Origin of the sequence: Sphingomonas faeni (assembly GCF_030817315.1) — a bacterium.
Classification (GTDB): domain Bacteria; phylum Pseudomonadota; class Alphaproteobacteria; order Sphingomonadales; family Sphingomonadaceae; genus Sphingomonas; species Sphingomonas faeni_C.
The window spans coordinates 101,757-120,648 of sequence record NZ_JAUSZF010000001.1 but is presented as its reverse complement, the minus strand read 5'-3'; the positions used below and the strand labels follow the sequence as shown (position 1 = coordinate 120,648).

Here is an 18,892-nt window from a genome sequence, read left to right as displayed (position 1 = left end):
CATGCCACCGATTGGGGCGAGGCTCTATGGTGCGCCGGGCGGGCGTGCAAGTGTGACGAGCTTTCCGGGGTTGAGGATGCCGAGCGGATCGAGCGCGGACTTGATCGCCCGGAGCGCAGTCATGCGGGCGGGAGACGACAGGCGTTCGAGTTCGTCGCGCTTCATCTGGCCGATGCCGTGCTCCGCCGAGATCGAACCACCGGCCGCCGTGACGAGATCGCCGACGAAGCGGGTGACGACCGGCGCGTCCTCGGCATACCAGCGGGCGGGATCGGTGCCGGGCGCAGCGCGGACGTGGAAATGGACGTTGCCGTCGCCGAGATGGCCAAAACCGCTCGCGTGCGTCCCGGGGAAACGCGCGTCACACGCCGCCGCCGCCTCGATCATGAAGCGCGGCATCGTCTCGACCGGGATCGAGATGTCGTGCTGCGTTGCGGGGCCGAGTGCGCGTTCGGCGGCGGAGAGCGAGTCTCGGAGGAGCCAGAACGCGGTGGACTGGGCTTCGCTGGTGGCGATCGTTGCGTCTTCAATCGCGCCGTCTTCAAGGGCTTTGCCGAGCAGGCGTTCGAGGAGCGCGCTGGGGGATTCACCTTCGGTGGTGGCCGAGGTCGCTTCGATCAGGAGGTGCCAGGGGTGGCGGCCGGCAAGCGGCGCGCGGGCGTTCGGGAGATGCGCGATGGCGGCATCGAGCGATTCGGCGGGGAGTATCTCGAAGCTTTCGATCGCGTCGGTTCGGGCCTGCATCGTGCGCAGGAGTTGCAGCGCGGCCTGGGGAGACACGACCCCGACCCAGGCGGTGCCTCGTGCGGCAATTGCGGGCGCTAGGCGAAGCGTGGCGGCGGTGACGATCGCCAGCGTGCCCTCCGCGCCGATGAAGAGCTGATCGATGTCGTAGCCGCGGTTGTCTTTCTTGAGCGCGGACAGGCCGTCGTGGATGGTGCCGTCTGCGAGCACCGCCTCGACGCCTGCGACGAGGCCGCGCATCGTGCCGAACTTGAGCACCTGCGTGCCGCCGGCGTTGGTCGAGACGAGCCCGCCGATCGTCGCTGTGCCGCGCGCGCCTAGCGTCAGGGGGAAGCGCCACCCCTGCCCTTGCGCGGTGCCGTCGAGGTCGGCGAGGATCACGCCTGCCTCGGCGATCGCGAGCCCGGCTTCGGTGTCGAGGCTGCGGATAGTGTTCATGCGGCGGAGCGACAGGATCAGCGCGCTACCGTCCGCGGGGGCGGTCGCGCCGCCGACCATCGAGGTGTTGCCGCCTTGCGCCACCAGCGGCACGCGGTGCTCGGCGGCGGCCTTGACGATCAGCGCGACTTCCGCGGTCGAGGTCGGCGCGAGCAGCGCGGGCGCGGCGCCGTGGAACCGGCCGCGCCAGTCGTGCAGCCAGGGATCGATATCGGCGAGGTCGGTCACGATCGCCTTGGCATCGAGATGCGGTGCGAGCGCGGCCAACATTAAAGCTTGCGAAGGCGTCAGGGCGACTTGCGAAGGCGTCAGGGTTGCTGTCTGAATTTCGGGCACGAACGAAGCGCTAGACAAAATTCATCGCGCGTTCAACGATTGGCCCTAACGGTTACGTCAGCATGATCCAGCCAGCATGATTCACCCCGCGATCCCCGCCACCCTGCTCGCGCTCGCGGGCCCGTTCGCTGCGGGCGCCTTTGCTGCAGGCCCCTTCGCTGCAGACGCCTTCGCTGCAGGGGGGCGCAACGTGCCGTCGCCGGGGTTCAAGCTCGACGGTCTGCAAGTCGCGCAGGTCTCCATCCACGAACGCATCATCATCCGCGTACCCCGGATGAGCCGGGCTCCCGTCCGCACCTACGCGCCGCCACGCGAATGGAAGGAGCACAAGGGCCCCAAATGCATCGCGGTCGACGAGATCGCCGGCGCGATGCTCAACAAGGACGGCGCGGTCGACCTGGTGATGGACGACACCACGCGACTGCGCGCGCGGCTGGACGGCGATTGCAAGCCGCTCGATTATTATTCGGGTTTCTATCTGCGGCCGGGCGCGGACGGGATGATCTGCAAGGACCGCGATGCGATCCGGATGCGATCGGGTGCGCGCTGCGAGATCGATGGGTTCAAGAGCTTGCGCGTGAAGAAGTAGCGGTTGGAATGCAGGGTGCTGCACGACAACACACCGCACCTATCGTCATCCCCGCGCAGGCGGGGACCCATATCCTCTGAGCTTGGCGATCATGCTGCAACGCCAGCCAATATGGGTTCCCGCGTTCGCGGGAATGACGTGTGATCGTGGTGGCGTGAGCGATCATGGTGGGTGGATTGGCTGAAACACCCCCTTCCCGCACTCGATTCACCGCGTTTCCTTGACATTTGTCGCTAAATCGGCGAGCGCCGGAACGCTTGAGGGCAGTGCATTTCACCCTCTATTTACCGGACATTTGCATGAGTTTTGCCGATCTCGGCCTCTCCGACGAACTGCTCAAGGCAGTCACCGACTCCGGCTATACCGAGCCGACCCCGATCCAGGCCGGCGCGATCCCGTCGGTGCTGATGATGCGCGACATCATCGGTATCGCCCAGACGGGCACCGGCAAGACCGCGTCGTTCGTGCTGCCGATGATCGACATTCTCGCGCATGGCCGTAGCCGCGCGCGGATGCCGCGCTCGCTGATCCTCGAGCCGACGCGCGAACTCGCCGCGCAGGTGGCGGAGAATTTCGAGAAATACGGCGTCAATTCGAACCTCTCGATGGCGCTGCTGATCGGTGGCGTGTCGATGGGCGACCAGCTCGCGGCGCTCGAGAAGGGCGTCGACGTCCTGATCGCAACGCCGGGCCGGCTGATGGACCTGTTCGGGCGCGGCAAGATCATGCTCAACGGCTGTTCGCTGCTGGTGATCGACGAGGCGGACCGGATGCTCGACATGGGCTTCATCCCCGACATCGAGGAAATCTGCACCAAGCTGCCGAAGCAGCGCCAGACGCTGCTGTTCTCGGCGACGATGCCGCCGCCGATCAAGAAGCTGGCGGACAAGTTCCTGACCAATCCCAAGACGATCGAGGTGTCGCGCCCGGCGTCGACCAACCTCAACATCAAGCAGTATCTGGTGCCGGTGCCGAGCCAGACCGCCAAGCGCGACACGCTGCGTCGGATTCTTGCGCAGGACGAGGTGACCAACGCGATCATCTTCTGCAACCGCAAGACGACGGTGCGCGACCTCAACAAGGTGCTGAAGCAGGCGGGCTACAAGTCGGGCGAGATCCACGGCGACATGGAGCAGCCGCAGCGACTGGCCGAGCTGGAACTGTTCAAGACGGGCGCTGTGACGATCCTCGTTGCCTCCGACGTCGCGGCGCGCGGGCTCGACATCAAGGGCGTGTCGACGGTGTTCAACTACGACGCGCCGTGGCATCCGGACGACTATGTTCACCGGATCGGGCGTACGGGTCGCGCCGGGGCGACGGGGACGGCGTACACGTTCGTCGCGCCGGACGATGCCGAGAATATCGTTAATATCGAGAAGCTTACCGGGCAGACGATCGAGCGCTTGAAGGGCGCCGAGCCCAAGGCTGCCGCGGTTCCTGCCGTGACCGAAGACGAAGGCACGGCGCGGCGCGCCCGGCCGCGTCGTGGGGCGCGGTCCGAGACGTTTACGCCGGTGCCGGTTGCGGCGGCGGTTGCCGAGGAGTCGGATCGGCCACGTACGCGGCGGGTGCCGCGGGCGGATACGGTGGCCCCGGCGATCGTCGCCGAAGTGCTGGCTGCGGCGGAGCCCGTTGCGGCGGCCAAGCGTCCGCGCTGGGAGCGTACGCCGATCGACGAGCCCGTGCCCGCGGTGAAACCGCGCGTTGCGGAGCAGGCGCGGGTCGAGCCGGTGCAAGTTGAACCCGCGCATGTGGAACCGGTTCGTGCGGTGCCTGCGGGGTTGGAACCGGTTCGCTCGCAAGCTGTTCGTTCGGAAGCGGCAAAGGTCGAGCCGCCACGGACGGAGCGCATTCCTGCGGATCCAACCGGGGGTCGCCGCCAACCGGTCGCCGATACGCCGGCGGATGGCTGGAACGGACCATTCCCGAGCTTCCTGAATGCCGTGATCGGAGGATATGAATGATGTCGATGCGCCGTATCGCCGCGCTTGCCCTGCTCGCCACCGCGGTGGCGGCCCCTGCCGCTCCCCGTGCGAAGGTGGTGGCGCCGCATGTGAATACGACGAGCTTCGACAAGCTGCCCCAGCCTTTGCCGCTGCCGTATAATGAGTTGGCCAACGCCAACGCGCAGGTTGCCGCCGCGCGGGCACGTGCGCTGAAGACGCACAAGCGGTTGCTGATCGATCTCGGCGGCAACTGGTGCCTCGATTGCCGCCTGCTCGCGGGGACGATCGACTTGCCGGAGATGAAGCGCTTCGTCGACAGCAAGTTCGTAGTGGTGACGGTCGACATCGGCCGGTTCGACAAGAACGGGCAGATCGCGGCGGGTTACGGTATCAAGGGGCGGCTCAAGGGCGTGCCGGCGGTGCTGGTTGTCGATCCACGGAGCAATCGGTTGCTAAACGCTGGGCATGAGACCGAGCTGGCGGATGCTCGGTCGATGGGGCCTCAGGTGTTGGCGAACTGGTTGGCGAAGTGGGCGGCCTGATCCGGGATTTTGAGACACGGTTAGCGCTTTTTTGTTGCTGACTGAGGCGAGTGATGGGGTTCGCCTGCTCCATTACGTCGCCCTGTTTGGCTTGCCCTCACCTATCGCCGCCTTCGGCGTCTCTCCCTCTCCCCGATGGGAGAGGGAATGGGTCCGAGGCATCTGTCGTGCGGCATGAACCGGCTCTCTAGGAAACCGATCCATGCCGCTCGGTTCGTTCCAACCTACGCCGTCATCCTTACGAAAGTCAGGACCCAGAGCCATTGAGGCTAACTTCTGGTATCCTGGGTCCTGACTTTCGTCAGGATGACGGGTTTGGTTGGCGGGTCGCTCGCTCTTACGCAGCGACCGGGATCAGCGCATCGTCCAGTGCGCCGGCGCGCGCATAGGCTGGGCGTGCCTTCAACCTATCGGCATAGTCGGCGAACGCCGGGCGGTCGGGGAGCGAGCCGAATTGCAGGCCCCAGATGACCTGCGATCCAACATAGACGTCGGCGGCGGTGAAGCGATTTCCGGCGATGTGGTCATGCGCGGCGACCGCTTTCTCCAGCACGTCGACGGCGGTGTCGTAGCTGCCATAGCCGATCATGCGCTGCTGGCTGTCGGTGGGCACGACGCCGAGCGAGCGGTTGGTGATTGCGGCCTCGAGCGGGCCGGCGGCGTAGAACAGCCAGCGGTAATAGGCGGCGCGTTCGTCGGAGTTCGGTGCGAGATCGGCGTCGGGGAACGCCTCGGCCAGATAGGCGCAGATCGCGGCGCATTCGGTGACGGTCTGGCCGTTCTGGACGATCGTCGGGACCTTGCCCATCGGGTTGATCGACAGGAACGGCTCGGCCTTCATCGTCGAGGCGTAGTCGAGGAGGATGGTGTCATACTCGGCGTCGACCTCTTCGAGCATCCACCGCGCGATACGGCCTCGCGACATCGGGTTGGTGTATAGCGTCAGCGTCATGCGGGCCCCCTGAGAACGGATCGTGAACGATGGTCTCATGGAGTAGGGTCGCGGTCAAGCGGCTGCTGGCGAAGTAAGCTTGTTCTCCCGCGAAGGCGGGAGCCCAGCCTGGGCTCCCGCCTTCGCGGGAGAACAAGGACGTGGAGGGCTGGGCTCGGTTACGGGCCCCTCACCCTTCCCCCGTTACACGAGCGCCTTGTCGAACAGCGCAAGCATGCGGGCCCAGGCCTTGTCCGCCTGGGCTGCGTTGTAGACCTTCGAGTCGGGCGGGCACCAGCCATGCATCGTGCCGGCATAGACCTCGATCTCGGCGGGCAGTTTGGCCGCGGCGAAGGCGGTGCGGAGCGTGTCCTTTTCGGTGGGCGAGCGAGCATCGTCGTTGGCGGCGATCGCGATCAGGTATCGGCCCTTCATCTGCGGGATCAGGAGATGCGGGCTGTCGGGCTTGTCGGTAACGAAGCCGCCGCCGTGGAAGGTCGCGCCGGCGCGGATCCGGTTGGGGACGGCTGCGGCGGTGCGCAGGACCATCGGGCCGCCCATGCAATAGCCGGTGCTGGCCAGCCCACGCTTGCGGTCGGTCTGCGGCTGCGCGTCGATGAAGGTGGTGAAGGCCTTCGCATCACGCACCGTGCCTTCGGACGTGAGCGCTTCGCGGAAGGGTGCGATGCGGGCGCGGACGGCGGGCTGGTCGTAGGATTCGCCGGGCTTCAGGAACGGCGCCTTGGTCGAGCGGTAGAACTGGTTGACGACGAGCACCGCATAGCCCGATTGCGCGAGGCGGTCGGCCATCTGGCGGAAGGCGGGACGGAGGCCCATGATGTCGGGCCAGATCAGCACGCCGGGATGCTTGCCGGTGGCGGGCGCGACGAAATAGGCGTCGGCCTTGCCGTCGGGCGTGGTGATCGCGACGTCGCGGCCCTTGATGACGGCGGCGTTCGCGGGGGCGGGCAGCAGCATCGTCAGGCCCATCGCGCCGGTCATCACGCCGAACTGGCGGCGCGAAACGCCGGCCAGATACGCTTCGTTATCGTCTGCGGTATGCTCGTCGCACATGGGCCTATCCTCTTGAATTTGGCCGCATGCTAACTCAGGCTCCGCGCCACCACCATACGCCATCGTGCGTTTCGCGGGTCGCTCGGCCTTCGACTTCGAGGCGGCGGAGGTGGGCGAGCGCTTCGCCGGTTGCCATGCCGAGCACGTCGGGGCCGATCGCGCGGCGGAACAGGCGACCGAAACAGTCGATCGCGCGACGGGGTTCGGCGAGGAAGATGGCGAGTTCGTCGAGTCGCTCGCGGTGTTCGCGGTCCATCGCGTCTACTCGCGTGTGGAGGCCGGTGAACGGGTCGCCGTGGCCGGGGAGGACGAGCAGGTCGGCGGGCAGCGTCTTGAGCTTGGCGATCGAGGCGAACCATTCGCCCAGCGGGTCGGCGTTCGGTTCGGTGACGCCTAGCGAGACGTTGGGGCTGATGCGGGGCAAGACCTGATCGCCGGCGATGAGGATGCCGCCGGCTTCGTCGTACAGGCACGCGTGTTCGGGGCAGTGGCCGGAGCCGGTGACGACACGCCAGTCGCGCGCGCCGATGGTGAGGGTGTCGCCGTCTTCGATGCGGGTGTAGCTGAGCGGGAGCGGCGTGATGATCTTGCGGAACCCCGCCCAGCCCTTGGCGGTGGCGTGGTCGATCTGTTCCAGGCTCCAGCCTGCGCCGCGCCAGAAGGCGAGCATTTCGTGCGGGACGGAGTCGCGGGCGTCGGCGGCGAGCATGCGTGCGGTCAGCCACTCGGCTCGGGTCATGATCAGGGGGGCGGCATGGTGGTCGCACATCCAGCCGGCGAGGCCGATATGGTCGGGGTGGAAGTGAGTGCCGATCATCTTGGTGATGCGGGTGTTGGCTTTGGGACCGGTGAAGATGGCTTTCCAGGCGTCGCGGGCCTCCACGGTGTTCATGCCGGTGTCGACCAGCGCGTCGCCGTCGGTGTCGGCGAGTAGCCAGCAGTTTACGTGGCGGAGGGGGCCGGGGATTTTCAGGCGGACCCAGTCTATCCCGGGGGCGACCTCGTAGACGTCACCAGGTTGGGGCTCTGCGCCGCCGAAAGGGTAGGTCAGGCCCTTGTGGCTGGTCGGCGTGAAGTCTGTGTCGGGTGCGGTTGCCATCCGTTGCGGTTAGCAACTGGATGTGGCGGGAGATAGTGCCGGCGGGCGTTGCGTGGTCCCCGTCATCCTGACGAAAGTCAGGATCCAGGATAACGTAGGGCGGCATTTTTGGCTCTGGATCCTGACTTTCGTCAGGATGACGGACGAGGGGTTTGCGCTTCTTCGTCTGCGCGGCGCGTGGGCCTTACCGCGCTCACTCGGCGTATCGTGGGAGGGGAGCGCGTGCCCACCCCCTGCCCCCTCCCGCTTGCGGGAGGGGGATAAGTTCAGGTCAGCGCTTGAAGGGGTCGTCGAAGAGTGGCTTGACGGGGAGGACGCCGCCGTCTGCCACGAACTGCGCGTCCGCGGCCGCCTGGGTGCGCTCGGCGCGGAGCTGCTGGAGGAGCACTTCGCGGTCGCCTTCGAGGCGGGTGTCGGTGGGGGCTTCCATGCCGGCTGCCTTGGCAGCCTTCGCCACTGCTGCGTCCAACTCGCGCTGCGAGGTGAGACCCAGCGTGACCGGGTCCTTCGGGGTGATGTTGGCGATGTTCCAGTGGCTGCGGTCGCGGATTGCGGCGATCGTGGTGCGGGTGGTGCCGATCAGCAGTGAGATCGCACCATCGGTGATCTCGGGGTGATTGCGGATGATCCACGAGATGCCGTCGGGCTTGTCCTGGCGCTTCGAGACCGGCGTGTAGCGCGGGCCCTTGGTGCGGCGGACCTGCTCGGGACCCTTGATCATCTTCAGCTGGTAATCGGGATCGGCGGCGCCCTTGTCGATCTCTTCCTGCGTGACTTCGTGCGCGCGGACGGGATCGCGACCGGTGAGCTTGGTCGAGGTGGTGTCGTCGGCGATCGCCTGGATCTCAAGGATGTGCAGGCCGCAGAAGTCCGCGATCTGCTCGAAACTGAGCGCGGTATTATCGACCATCCAGGCGGCGGTCGCGTGGGGCATGAGCGGCTGGGCCACGGCGGAAACTCCGTAAAAATAGAAAGGGCCGCCCCTTTCGGAGCGGCCTGACATGAGAGAGACTTAGTGCGCGCGGGGCTAACAGGCAAGCAAACAAGATTCGGGCACGCAAGCTCAGGCGGCCAGGAGCTTTCCTTCGAGGGGGACGAGCGCGTGGAGGAACTGGCGCGCGCTGGCCGGCCAGCTGTAGCGGGCGGCGTAGGCGGCGCAGGTGACGCTGTCGCGGGTTAGCGCGGTGGCGATCGCGGTGTCGAGGTCATCGTGCATCGCGCCGACGCGGTCGTCGAGGACGTCGATCGGGCCGGTTACCGGGTAGGCCGCGACGGGGGTTCCGCAGGCTAAGGCTTCGATCATGACGAGGCCGAAGGTGTCCGTGCGGCTGGGGAAGACGAGGACGTCGGCGGTGCGGTACGCTGCGGCGAGGTCTAGGCCGGAGCGCTGGCCGAGGAAGACCGCGTCCGGGAACCGGCGGGCGAGCGCGGCGCGGGCGGGGCCTTCGCCGACCACGACCTTGGTACCGGGATGCGTGGAGGAGAGGAACGCCTCGATATTCTTCTCGACCGCAACACGGCCGACATAGAGCTGGATCGGACCGGGGAGCGCCGCCATCTCGGGGTCGCGGGCGCCGTCGAGGCCGAACTGGGCGAAGTCGACGCCCCTGCCCCATTCGCGGACCTGGTGCAGACCTTGTGCTGCAAGCGTTGCCGCGACTGAGGGCGTGGAGACGAGGATCGACTGGGCGGGGCGGTGGAACCAGCGGATGTAGCGCCAGATCCAGTCGGGGTTCGCACCGGTGCGGGCGGCGATATAGTCGGGGAACTGCGTGTGATAGGCGCTGGTGAACGGGAGCGCGCGGGCGAGGCACCACGAGCGGGCGGCGAGGCAGACCGGCCCTTCGGTGGCGAGGTGGATCGCATCGGCGCCGAAGCTCGCCAGCATGCGGCCGACTGCACCGGAGCGCGCGAAGGCGAGGCGGATCTCGGGATAGGTCGGGCATGGCATCGAGGCGAAGCGTTCGGGGGAGACGACCAGGACCTCGTGGCCGATCGATTTGAGTTCGCGCTGGACCGACTGGAGGGTGCGGACGACGCCGTTGACTTGCGGGCTCCAGGCGTCCGTGACGATCGCGATACGCATCGGTTTCTCTCCGTTTTACCCTCTCCCCGAGGGGAGAGGGAGGGGCCCGCCGCGCTTGCGGTGGGAGGGTGAGGGCACGCTGTTCACAGGCGTTGTGGACTTGCCCTCACCCGCGCCGCTTCGCGTCTTTCCCTCTCCCCGAGGGGGAGAGGGTTTTGGGTCAGGCGGCTAGGGTGACGACTTTATCGCGCTCGCGGGCGGCGATTTCGTCGGCCCAGTGGAGCAACTCCATCCGTCCATCGAAATGCTCGACCAGCGCGGTGCAGCCCTCGACCCAGTCGCCGTCATTGTAATAGGCGATCCCGGCGATCTCGCGCATTTCTGCGGTGTGGATGTGGCCGCAGACGACGCCCTCGACGCCGCGGACGCCGGCGGCGTGGGCGACGACTTCCTCGAAGTGCGAGATGAAGGCGACCGCGTTCTTGACCTTCGCCTTGGCGTGCTTCGACAGCGACCAATAGGGCATGCCCATCCGGCGGCGTGCGCCGTTGACCCAGCGGTTCAGCCCCATCAACATCGTGTACGCGGCGTCACCGATATGCGCGACCCAGCGGTGTGCTAGCGTAATCGCATCGAATTCGTCGCCGTGGAGGACGAGGAGGCGCCGGCCGTCGGCGGTTTCGTGGATCGCCTTGCGCCGGATCGAGATGCCACCGAAGTCGAGCCCGGAATATTGGCGGAATACTTCGTCGTGATTGCCGGGGATGTAGACGACGCGCGTGCCGCGCTTGGCGCGCTTGAGCAGCCGCCACAGAACGTCGTTGTGCGCGGCGGGCCAGTAGAATTTCTTCTTCAGCCGCCAGCCGTCGATCATGTCGCCGACGAGGTACATCGTCTCGCTGTCGACGTGGTCGAGGAAGTCGTTGAGCATCCCGGCGTTGCAGCCGCGCGTGCCGAGATGGACGTCGGAGATCCAGATCGTGCGATATTGGCGGCGCTCGACGATCGGCTCGGGCGCGGCGGGCCGGGAATGGATGAAGTCGGCGATATCGGTGATGTCGGCGCCCAAGACGCTAGATGGCGGAAACGTCGTAACGGCGTTCATGAGCCTGTCCCCCGGCAAGGTATCCCTTACCGCGAGTATTAGCCGAGTATTGTGACAGGGTAGTCGCAGTCCAATGACTGTTAGAAGTCATCACCGAGTATAGCGTGTTTCCCCGCAAAGGCGGGGATCCGGACTGGGCTCCCGCCTTCGCGGGAGAACAAGCTTGGTTCTGGGTTTACCCACATATCCCACCACCCCGGCGGAGGCCGGGGCCCAATTGGAAAGGTTATGGTAACAGAGGGCTGTGGATCTTTACTCGACGTTCCCAATTGGGCCCCGGCCTTCGCCGGGGTGGTGGTGGTGTGTTGTGGGGCGGGCGCCCCCTCACCCCATCGTCAGGACGATCTTGCCGACGTGGTCGCCGGCTTCCATGCGGGTATGGGCGGCCGGGGCGTCGGCGAACGCGAAGACGCGGTCGATGACCGGTTTCAGCTTGCCGGCCTCGACGTGCGGCCAGACGGTGCGCGCCAGTTCGTCCGCCACTAGCGACTTGAACGCGGTGTCGCGGGGGCGGAGCGTCGAGCCGGTCAGCGTCAGGCGGCGGCGCATGATCTCGAACAGCGGGACCGTCGCCGTGATACCGCCCTGGACCGCGATCGAGACGTGACGACCGTCTTCGGCGAGGCATTGCAGGTTGCGGGGGACGTAGTCGCCGCCGACCATGTCGAGCACCGCGGCGACGCCCTTGCCGCCGGTGATCTGCTTCACGCGCTCGACGAAATCCTCGGTCTTGTAGTCGATCGCGTGGGTGGCGCCGAGGCTTAGCGCCGCTTCGCACTTGGCCTTCGAGCCGGCCGTCACGATGATGTCGATGCCGAAGACGTTGCACAGGCCGATCGCCATCGTGCCGATGCCGCTGGTGCCGCCGTGAACCAGGACGGTGTCGCCCTCCATCGCGTAAGCGCGTTCGAAGAGGTTGGTCCAGACGGTGAAGAGCGTCTCGGGCATCGCCGCCGCTTCGGTCATCGTGAGGGCATCGGGCACGGGCAGGCACTGGCCGAACGGCGCGACTGCGTACTCGGCATACGCGCCGCCGGAGATCAGCGCGCAGACGGACTGGCCGATCTGTTCGTCGCCGACGTCGTCGCCGACCGCGACGATCGTGCCGGAAATCTCCATGCCAAGGATCGACGGCGCACCCGGCGGGGGCGGGTATTTGCCTTGGCGCTGCATCACCTCGGGACGATTGACGCCCGCCGCCGCGACCTTGACGAGAACCTCCCCCTGCCCCGGTTTTGGTACGGGGCGCTCGACGAGCACCAGCACCTCGGGTCCCCCCGGCTGTTCGGGGTCGATCGCCTTCATGACGTCGGGTATGGTATCGGTTGTCATCAGCGCGGACGCCCCATTTGATTTCAGCGCCTTATTGACATCACTCTGGTGCGGGTCAACGTTGCAGGCACGATGGACCTGGAAGACGCCCCCTCCCGTCCCGACGATCTGCTTGACGCACTGGTGCGGCAGGACCTCGATCCTTTGTCGGTCGATGAGCTCGATGCGCGGATCACCGTGCTGCAGGGCGAGATCGCGCGCTGCCAGCTGAAGAAGGACCGCGCGGTCAGTCACCGCGCCATCGCCGACGACCTGTTCAGGCGGTGACCGTCGCGGCGGTGCCTGTGTTCGCTGCCACGGCATCGACCTGTACCTTCGTCTCGCCCAATGCCAAACCGCACTACCCGGCCGTCATCCCAGCGAACGCTGGGATCCAGGGTTACAGCGGGCAGCCCTCATGGCTCTGGATCCTGGGTCGAGCCCAGGATGACGGAGCAGATAAGGCATCTTCGTCGGGTTTAGCGGATCATTCGATTTTCGGACAGCGCAGGAACGGATGGGGCCGGGTTCAAGTGCTTGATGCGACCGATATCAGTTCCGACATAGTGGCAAAGGGCTCGCGTTCTCGCGGCCCGACAGGAGTATTGTAAATGCCATCATTTGCACCCGCCCTCGAGACCACGCTGCACAAGGCGCTCGAGGCGGCATCGTCCCGGCGCCACGAATATGCGACGCTGGAGCATCTGCTGCTCGCACTGATCGACGACGAACATGCGTCGAAGGTCATGACCGCATGCAACGTCGAGATCGGCGAACTGAAGAACACCGTCGCGCATTACCTCGACAGCGAACTCGATGCGCTGAAGGTCGATGCGGCGACCGATCCGTCCCCGACCAGCGGGTTCCAGCGTGTCGTCCAGCGCGCGATCCTGCACGTCCAGTCCTCGGGCCGCGACGAAGTAACGGGCGCCAATGTGCTTGTCGCCCTGTTCAGCGAGCGCGAGAGCTATGCCGTCTATTTCCTGCAACAGCAGGACATGAGCCGCCTCGATGCGGTCAGCTTCATCAGTCACGGTGTCGGCAAGGGTGGCCAGCAGGCGACCGAAGCCTCGACGCCCAAGGGTGCCGACGACGAGAAGCCGACTAAGGGACAGGAGAAGAAGACGGAAAGCGCACTCAAGCAATTCACCGTCGACCTCAACGAGAAGGCGAAGGCCGGCAAGGTCGATCCGCTGATCGGGCGCGGCCCGGAGGTGGATCGCACGATCCAGATCCTGTGCCGCCGGTCGAAGAACAACCCGCTCTATGTCGGTGATCCCGGCGTCGGCAAGACCGCGATCGCAGAAGGCCTTGCGCGGAAAATCGTCGAGGGCGACGTACCCGACGTGCTGTTGCCGGCGGTGATCTACTCGCTCGACATGGGCGCGCTGCTGGCGGGAACGCGGTATCGTGGCGACTTCGAGGAGCGCTTGAAGGCGGTCGTCAACGAACTCGAGAAGCTGCCGGATGCAGTGCTGTTCATCGACGAGATCCACACCGTGATCGGTGCGGGCGCGACGAGTGGCGGCGCTATGGATGCGTCGAACCTGCTCAAGCCTGCTTTGTCGGGTGGCACCATTCGTTGCATCGGCTCGACGACGTACAAGGAGTTCCGTAACCACTTCGAAAAGGACCGCGCGTTGCTGCGGCGCTTCCAGAAGATCGACGTGAACGAGCCGACCATCGAGGATACGATCAAGATCCTCGCTGGCTTGCGTTCGGCGTTCGAGGATCACCACAACGTCAAGTACACGCCGGATGCGATCAAGTCGGCGGTTGAGCTGTCGGCGCGGTACATCAACGACCGCAAGCTGCCGGACAAGGCGATCGACGTGATCGACGAGGTAGGCGCGATGCAGATGCTGGTGCCGCCGAACAAGCGCAAGAAAACGATCACCCCCAAGGAGATCGAGCAGGTCATCGCGACGATGGCACGCATCCCGCCGAAGTCGGTCTCGACCGACGATAAGCTGGCACTGGCCACGCTCGAGACGGATCTGAAGCGGGGTGGTGTTCGGGCAGAATGCGGCGATCGAGAAGCTCAGCTCGGCGATCAAGCTGGCTCGGGCGGGTCTGCGCGAGCCGGAGAAGCCGATCGGCAACTATCTGTTCACCGGCCCTACGGGTGTCGGCAAGACCGAAGTCGCCAAGCAGCTTTCGACGATTCTGGGCATTCCGCTCCAGCGGTTCGACATGTCCGAATATATGGAGCGGCATTCGGTCAGTCGTTTGATCGGTGCGCCTCCCGGCTATGTTGGGTTCGACCAGGGTGGTCTGCTGACCGATGCGATCGACCAGAACCCGCATTGCGTCCTGTTGCTCGACGAGATCGAGAAGGCGCATCCGGACCTGTTCAACATCCTGTTGCAGGTGATGGATAACGGGCGGCTGACCGACCAGCACGGCAAGTCGGTCGATTTCCGCAACGTCATCCTGATCATGACGACCAATGCGGGCGCCAGCGACATGGCGCGCGAGACGGTCGGCTTCGGCAACCTGACGCGCGAGGGCGAGGATGAGGTGGCCGTGACGAAGATGTTCACGCCGGAATTCCGCAACCGTCTCGATGCGGTGGTGCCGTTCGGGTATCTGCCGACCGAGGTCGTCGCGCGGGTGGTGGACAAGTTCATCCTTCAGCTCGAACTCCAGCTGGCCGACCGCGGCGTGCATATCGTCCTCGACGACGAGTCGAAGGCGTGGCTCACGACTAAGGGCTATGACAAGCTGTACGGCGCACGGCCGATGGGTCGCCTGATCCAGGAGAAGATCAAGCAGCCGCTCGCCGAGGAACTGCTGTTCGGCAAGCTCGTCCATGGCGGCGAGGTGACGGTGAAGATGAAGGACGGCGCTCTGTCGTTCGCGATCGAGCCTGCAGCACCAAAGAAGCCGAAAAAGAAGGGCAAGACCGAGACGGTCGACGCCGAGTAAGCGACCTTAGACCCGGCCGGGATGGTCCAGGCCGGGTCTTTTGCATGTGGCACCTTCGATGGCGGTGTGGGCCCACTGGCCCGCTGCCGTTCGTGCCGAGTATACGTCGACCATGTTGCGGCGCCGTATAGAAGGGCTGGCCTGCCTTTGCCTTGTACCTCGATACGAGGCCTCGACTGCGCTCGACCTCTACTCGGCACGAACGGGATGGGGGAGGATCGCGCGGGTTGGGTCGCCGGAGCCTCAGCGACCGGTAAAAAGGAGGAGGCGCATCCGGCCCCCTTCCCCATAGAGGTGAAGCCTTGGGCGCCGCACGATCCTTGTACTTTAGGCCTTGTCGGTTGGGAAGGTGAAGTCCCATGCGAGCTTGGCGATCGGTCGTCGTAGACTGTCCTGCGCGCGTGATCGCGACAGTGGCGGCCCTGCACGGACGGCGACGGAGGGCCAAAGATAGCACAGGCATACACCCATTTCGATTATACCCTGATCGTCCGCCATCAATTTAATCGTGACCAGCTGATCGTCATTTGCTCCATAGTTCCGTAGTTTACGGGTCGATGAAACGCGTAGATCGAGCCGATTTGAACTGAATTGCAATGAACGCCGCGCGACGGGCTCAGTCTTTACCTTTAATTGGTGAAGGGGTCTTAACGGTGTTCTGCATGAGGTTCGGGTTTCGTATCATTTGGCTCATCGGCATTATTGCGATGACGCTGACGATGTTCTGGGAGGCGCCCGCCGAAGCCATGACCGGTCGGCCGCTGGCCGTGTGCATCACGCCGTCGACCCCCGGCCTTACCGCTCCCGCGCTGTTCAGGACCCCGTCGCGGTTCGACTGCGCGACACCACAGTGGCATTTCGGATCCGGAGATTACTGGGTACTGTCGCAGATCTTGCCGACGGACCTGACAGGCGCTCCCGAACTGCATGCGAGGACTGCCAGCGTCTGGCAGTATCGCGTGACGTTGTACGTGCTGTATGCGGACGGTGCGATTCGCCGCACCGGCTTCACCAGTCGTACCGCGGGCCGTCATCTGAGGATCGGCGCGTCCTTGTCGTTGACGCTGCCGCCGCACGCCGCGCGTCCGGTAAGATTGCTCTGGCATGTCGAGGGGGCGGCCAACCTGCGCGGCGTCGTGCTCGGGGCGTCGCTCGCGACACCGCTGGAGGCTGCGGAAAGCGAGAAATGGCTGTCGGCGCTCTATGCAAGCTTTGCCGGGATGGCGATCGCTCTGATCGTCTACAATCTGGCGTTGTGGGGTGCGCTGCGGCAGTCGTTCCAGCCGGTCTATTGCCTGCTCGTGCTGTGCCTGCTCGGCTATGCGTTCTCGTCTTCGGCGGCGCTTGGCCAACTGTTCCCGTGGCTCGACAACAATATACGCCTGCGCGTCAACGTCTTCTTGCTCGCCGTCTCTGCGAGCATGGTGATGATCTTCGCGCGCGCGTTCTTCGAGCGCGGCGTGTTCGAGGGGTGGACGCGCCGCGCAAGCAACGTGGCGCTTGCCACGCTTGCGACGACCAGCGTTGCCTTCATGATACTGGCGCCGTGGCAAATCTATTGGCTCGATCGCCTGCTGACGCTCAGCTATCTTCCGTTGATCGCGATGGTGCCGCCGATCCTGTATCGAGCCTGGCGGGTCCGCAGCAATTACCTGTGGATGTTCGCGCTGGCATGGGGCGTCCCGATCGTGTTCGCGGGCCTGCGGATCGCCGGTGCGCTTGGCCTGCTGGCCTGGAGCTTCTGGATCGACAATTCGACGATGATCTCGATGATGCTGGAGGCGCTGCTCTCCAGTCTCGCGATCGCGTACCGGATCCGTTTGCTGAGCGTCGAGCGCGACGAGGCGCGCGAACAGGAGATCGCCGCGCGGTTGCTCGCGGATACCGAGCCGCTGACCGGGCTGCTCAATCGCCGCGCGTTCCTGGACCGGGCGATCGGACGGCCGGGCGACCAGATGCTGCTGATCGCGGACGTCGATCATTTCAAGCACGTCAACGAGACGATCGGACATGACGGCGGCGACGAGGTGCTGAGGGTCGTCGCGCGGGTCCTGCGCAATGCGGTCCCGCTCGATGCGCTGGTGGCACGGATCGGTGGCGAGGAGTTTGCGATCCTGGTGGATGCGGCGACGCCGGTCCTGGCCGAGACGATCCTCGAACGGTTGCGGAGCCAGCGGATGCCGTTCGACATGGCGATAACCGCGAGCATCGGCAGTTGTACCGGGCCATTGTTACGCGAGGCGGACTGGAAGGCGCTGTATCGCAGCGCCGACCGGGCGTTGTTCGCGGCGAAGGGCGCCGGACGCGATCGGTCGCGCGATGCCGGGATGCTGCCGATCGCGGCTTGAGGTCGGCGGGCCGGTCGGCTTGCGATACGCGGGCGACTGCGGCATGATGGAAGCTTGCAGGAGATGGACGATGCGCGATCGTAGAGTTGTGCTGGCGGTTGCGGGGCTCGCGCTGGTTGCGCTCGCCGCGCGCCATCCGACGGCAGACTTCCGGCTGATCACGCATGAGGCGAGCGATCCGGCACCACACAGGATGCAGGCTGCGGTGGATTTCGGGCTGGTCGGTGTGTCGGTGCTCTATACCTGGACGGTGAACCGGCTTCGCTGAAACGGACTACGATCCTCAGCGCACATCCTTGACCCCTGTCGCGTGCCTGCGCCATAGCGGCGGGCATGGACACGCCGATCGAAGACCTCGCGTTCGAGGATGCACTGAAGGAACTCGAGCTTATCGTCGGGAAGTTGGAAAGTGGCGATACGCCGCTCCAGCAGGCGATCGAGCTGTACGAGCGCGGCAACAAGCTGCGCCAGCGCTGCGCCGACCGGCTCGATGCGGCGCAGGCGCGGATCGAGGCCATCCGGCTCGATGGCGACGGCAAGCCTGCCGGCGTCCGCCCGTTTGCGGCGGGCTGACGCGGTGAGTTCCGTCACGCTCGAGACAGCACTCGCCGAGGTCTCGGTCGAGATCGACCGGCAGTTCGACCAGCTGCTGGCGATCCCCGACGATCCGCGTGGCGACCTTTACCGGGCGATGCGGCATGCGGCGATCGGCGGGGGCAAGCGGCTGCGGCCGTTGCTGGTGTTCGCCACCGCCAACCTGTTCGACGTCGCGCGGGAATGCTCGGCACGGGCGGCGACAGCGTTGGAGGCGATCCATGTCTATTCGCTGATCCATGACGACCTGCCGTCGATGGACAATGACGACATGCGCCGCGGCAAGCCGACCGTGCACAAGGTCTTTGACGAGGCGACTGCGATCCTGGCGGGCGATTGCCTGCATGCGCTGGCGTTCGAGATTTTGGCTGATCCGGCGACGCATGCCGACCCGTTCGTGCGGATCGAACTGGTCATGGACCTGGCGCGGGCTGCTGGCCCTAACGGCATGGCCGGTGGGCAGAAAATGGATATCGAGGCTGAGGCGACGCGGTTCGACCTCAACACCGTTACGCGGTTGCAGCAGATGAAGACGGGTGCGTTGATTTCGGCTTCGGTCGAGGCTGGCGCGATTCTGGGGCGGTTGCCGCCGGAAGGTCGCGTAGGGCTGCGTGGCTATGCGCATGACCTGGGGCTCGCGTTCCAGATCGCCGACGATTTGCTCGATGCCGAGGGCGACGAGGCGGTGGTCGGTAAGTCGCTGCGCAAGGACGAGGTTGCGGGCAAGGAAACGTTCCTGTCGCTGCTCGGGCCCGAGCGTGCGCGCGAACAGGCGCGGATGCTGGTCGACCAGGCGATCGCGCATTTGCATAGCTACGGCAAGGAAGCCGATCTGCTGCGGGATATCGCCCGCTTCGTGCTCGAACGCGACCGCTAGGAGA

At 65.6% G+C, this 18,892-nt stretch carries 16 protein-coding genes and 1 pseudogene; 9 read left to right on the top strand and 8 right to left on the bottom strand.

Annotated features, from left to right (window positions below; all coding sequences use genetic code 11):
* Nucleotides 1–24: 24 nt before the first annotated feature.
* Nucleotides 25–1,452 (bottom strand): FAD-binding oxidoreductase, encoded by a 1,428-nt coding sequence (locus tag QFZ54_RS00600; protein ID WP_307083420.1) that lies wholly within the window; start codon nt 1,450–1,452, stop codon nt 25–27.
* 142 nt (nt 1,453–1,594) lie between these two features.
* Here QFZ54_RS00600 and QFZ54_RS00595 point away from each other — a divergent pair, with 142 nt between their 5' ends.
* The 3 genes from QFZ54_RS00595 to QFZ54_RS00585 all read left to right on the top strand — a co-directional run bounded on the left by QFZ54_RS00595 (nt 1,595) and on the right by QFZ54_RS00585 (nt 4,595).
* On the top strand, nt 1,595–2,107 hold the full coding sequence (locus tag QFZ54_RS00595) for a hypothetical protein (RefSeq protein ID WP_307083418.1): 513 nt from the start codon (nt 1,595–1,597) through the stop codon (nt 2,105–2,107).
* Between the two features lie 299 nt (nt 2,108–2,406).
* On the top strand, nt 2,407–4,071 hold the full coding sequence (locus QFZ54_RS00590; protein ID WP_307083416.1) for a DEAD/DEAH box helicase: 1,665 nt from the start codon (nt 2,407–2,409) through the stop codon (nt 4,069–4,071).
* Nucleotides 4,072–4,076: 5 nt separating this feature from the next.
* Nucleotides 4,077–4,595, top strand: a complete 519-nt coding sequence (locus tag QFZ54_RS00585; protein ID WP_307089197.1) for a thioredoxin family protein — start codon at nt 4,077–4,079, stop codon at nt 4,593–4,595.
* Between the two features lie 337 nt (nt 4,596–4,932).
* On the opposite strand, the gene QFZ54_RS00580 is transcribed toward QFZ54_RS00585, so the two are convergent.
* The 7 genes from QFZ54_RS00580 to QFZ54_RS00550 form a co-directional block, all read right to left on the bottom strand.
* Nucleotides 4,933–5,547, bottom strand: coding sequence for a glutathione S-transferase family protein (locus QFZ54_RS00580; RefSeq protein WP_307083414.1), 615 nt, complete (start codon nt 5,545–5,547; stop codon nt 4,933–4,935).
* Between the two features lie 183 nt (nt 5,548–5,730).
* Nucleotides 5,731–6,600: a dienelactone hydrolase family protein gene (locus QFZ54_RS00575; protein WP_307083412.1), complete on the bottom strand. Its 870-nt coding sequence runs from the start codon at nt 6,598–6,600 to the stop codon at nt 5,731–5,733.
* A 34-nt stretch (nt 6,601–6,634) separates the two neighbouring features.
* The gene (locus tag QFZ54_RS00570) at nt 6,635–7,699 is read right to left on the bottom strand and encodes an MBL fold metallo-hydrolase (protein WP_307083410.1); all 1,065 of its coding nucleotides are present in this window, start codon (nt 7,697–7,699) and stop codon (nt 6,635–6,637) included.
* A 271-nt stretch (nt 7,700–7,970) separates the two neighbouring features.
* Nucleotides 7,971–8,648 (bottom strand): DUF1013 domain-containing protein, encoded by a 678-nt coding sequence (locus QFZ54_RS00565; RefSeq protein WP_056484483.1) that lies wholly within the window; start codon nt 8,646–8,648, stop codon nt 7,971–7,973.
* 114 nt (nt 8,649–8,762) lie between these two features.
* Nucleotides 8,763–9,785 carry a glycosyltransferase family 4 protein gene (locus tag QFZ54_RS00560; RefSeq protein WP_307083407.1) on the bottom strand — a complete coding sequence of 341 codons (1,023 nt, stop codon included), beginning with the start codon at nt 9,783–9,785 and terminating at the stop codon, nt 8,763–8,765.
* A 160-nt stretch (nt 9,786–9,945) separates the two neighbouring features.
* Nucleotides 9,946–10,830, bottom strand: a complete 885-nt coding sequence (locus tag QFZ54_RS00555) for a UDP-2,3-diacylglucosamine diphosphatase (protein WP_307083405.1) — start codon at nt 10,828–10,830, stop codon at nt 9,946–9,948.
* A 324-nt stretch (nt 10,831–11,154) separates the two neighbouring features.
* A complete protein-coding gene (locus QFZ54_RS00550) occupies nt 11,155–12,162 on the bottom strand; it encodes an NAD(P)H-quinone oxidoreductase (RefSeq protein ID WP_307083403.1) in 1,008 nt (335 codons plus the stop codon).
* A 72-nt stretch (nt 12,163–12,234) separates the two neighbouring features.
* Here QFZ54_RS00550 and QFZ54_RS00545 point away from each other — a divergent pair, with 72 nt between their 5' ends.
* From QFZ54_RS00545 to QFZ54_RS00520, 6 genes and pseudogenes are all read left to right on the top strand, one after another.
* Nucleotides 12,235–12,429 carry a DUF1192 domain-containing protein gene (locus QFZ54_RS00545; RefSeq protein ID WP_307083401.1) on the top strand — a complete coding sequence of 65 codons (195 nt, stop codon included), beginning with the start codon at nt 12,235–12,237 and terminating at the stop codon, nt 12,427–12,429.
* A 323-nt stretch (nt 12,430–12,752) separates the two neighbouring features.
* Nucleotides 12,753–15,069: pseudogene (gene clpA / locus QFZ54_RS00540) on the top strand (ATP-dependent Clp protease ATP-binding subunit ClpA).
* Nucleotides 15,070–15,731: 662 nt separating this feature from the next.
* Nucleotides 15,732–17,417: a GGDEF domain-containing protein gene (locus QFZ54_RS00535; protein ID WP_307083399.1), complete on the top strand. Its 1,686-nt coding sequence runs from the start codon at nt 15,732–15,734 to the stop codon at nt 17,415–17,417.
* A gap of 70 nt (nt 17,418–17,487) precedes the next feature.
* The gene (locus QFZ54_RS00530) at nt 17,488–17,685 is read left to right on the top strand and encodes a hypothetical protein (protein WP_307083396.1); all 198 of its coding nucleotides are present in this window, start codon (nt 17,488–17,490) and stop codon (nt 17,683–17,685) included.
* Between the two features lie 65 nt (nt 17,686–17,750).
* Nucleotides 17,751–17,990 carry an exodeoxyribonuclease VII small subunit gene (locus QFZ54_RS00525; protein ID WP_056060585.1) on the top strand — a complete coding sequence of 80 codons (240 nt, stop codon included), beginning with the start codon at nt 17,751–17,753 and terminating at the stop codon, nt 17,988–17,990.
* Between the two features lie 4 nt (nt 17,991–17,994).
* Complete coding sequence (locus tag QFZ54_RS00520) at nt 17,995–18,888, top strand: polyprenyl synthetase family protein (protein ID WP_373458404.1); 894 nt, start codon at nt 17,995–17,997, stop codon at nt 18,886–18,888.
* The last annotated feature ends 4 nt before the right edge of the window (nt 18,889–18,892 follow it).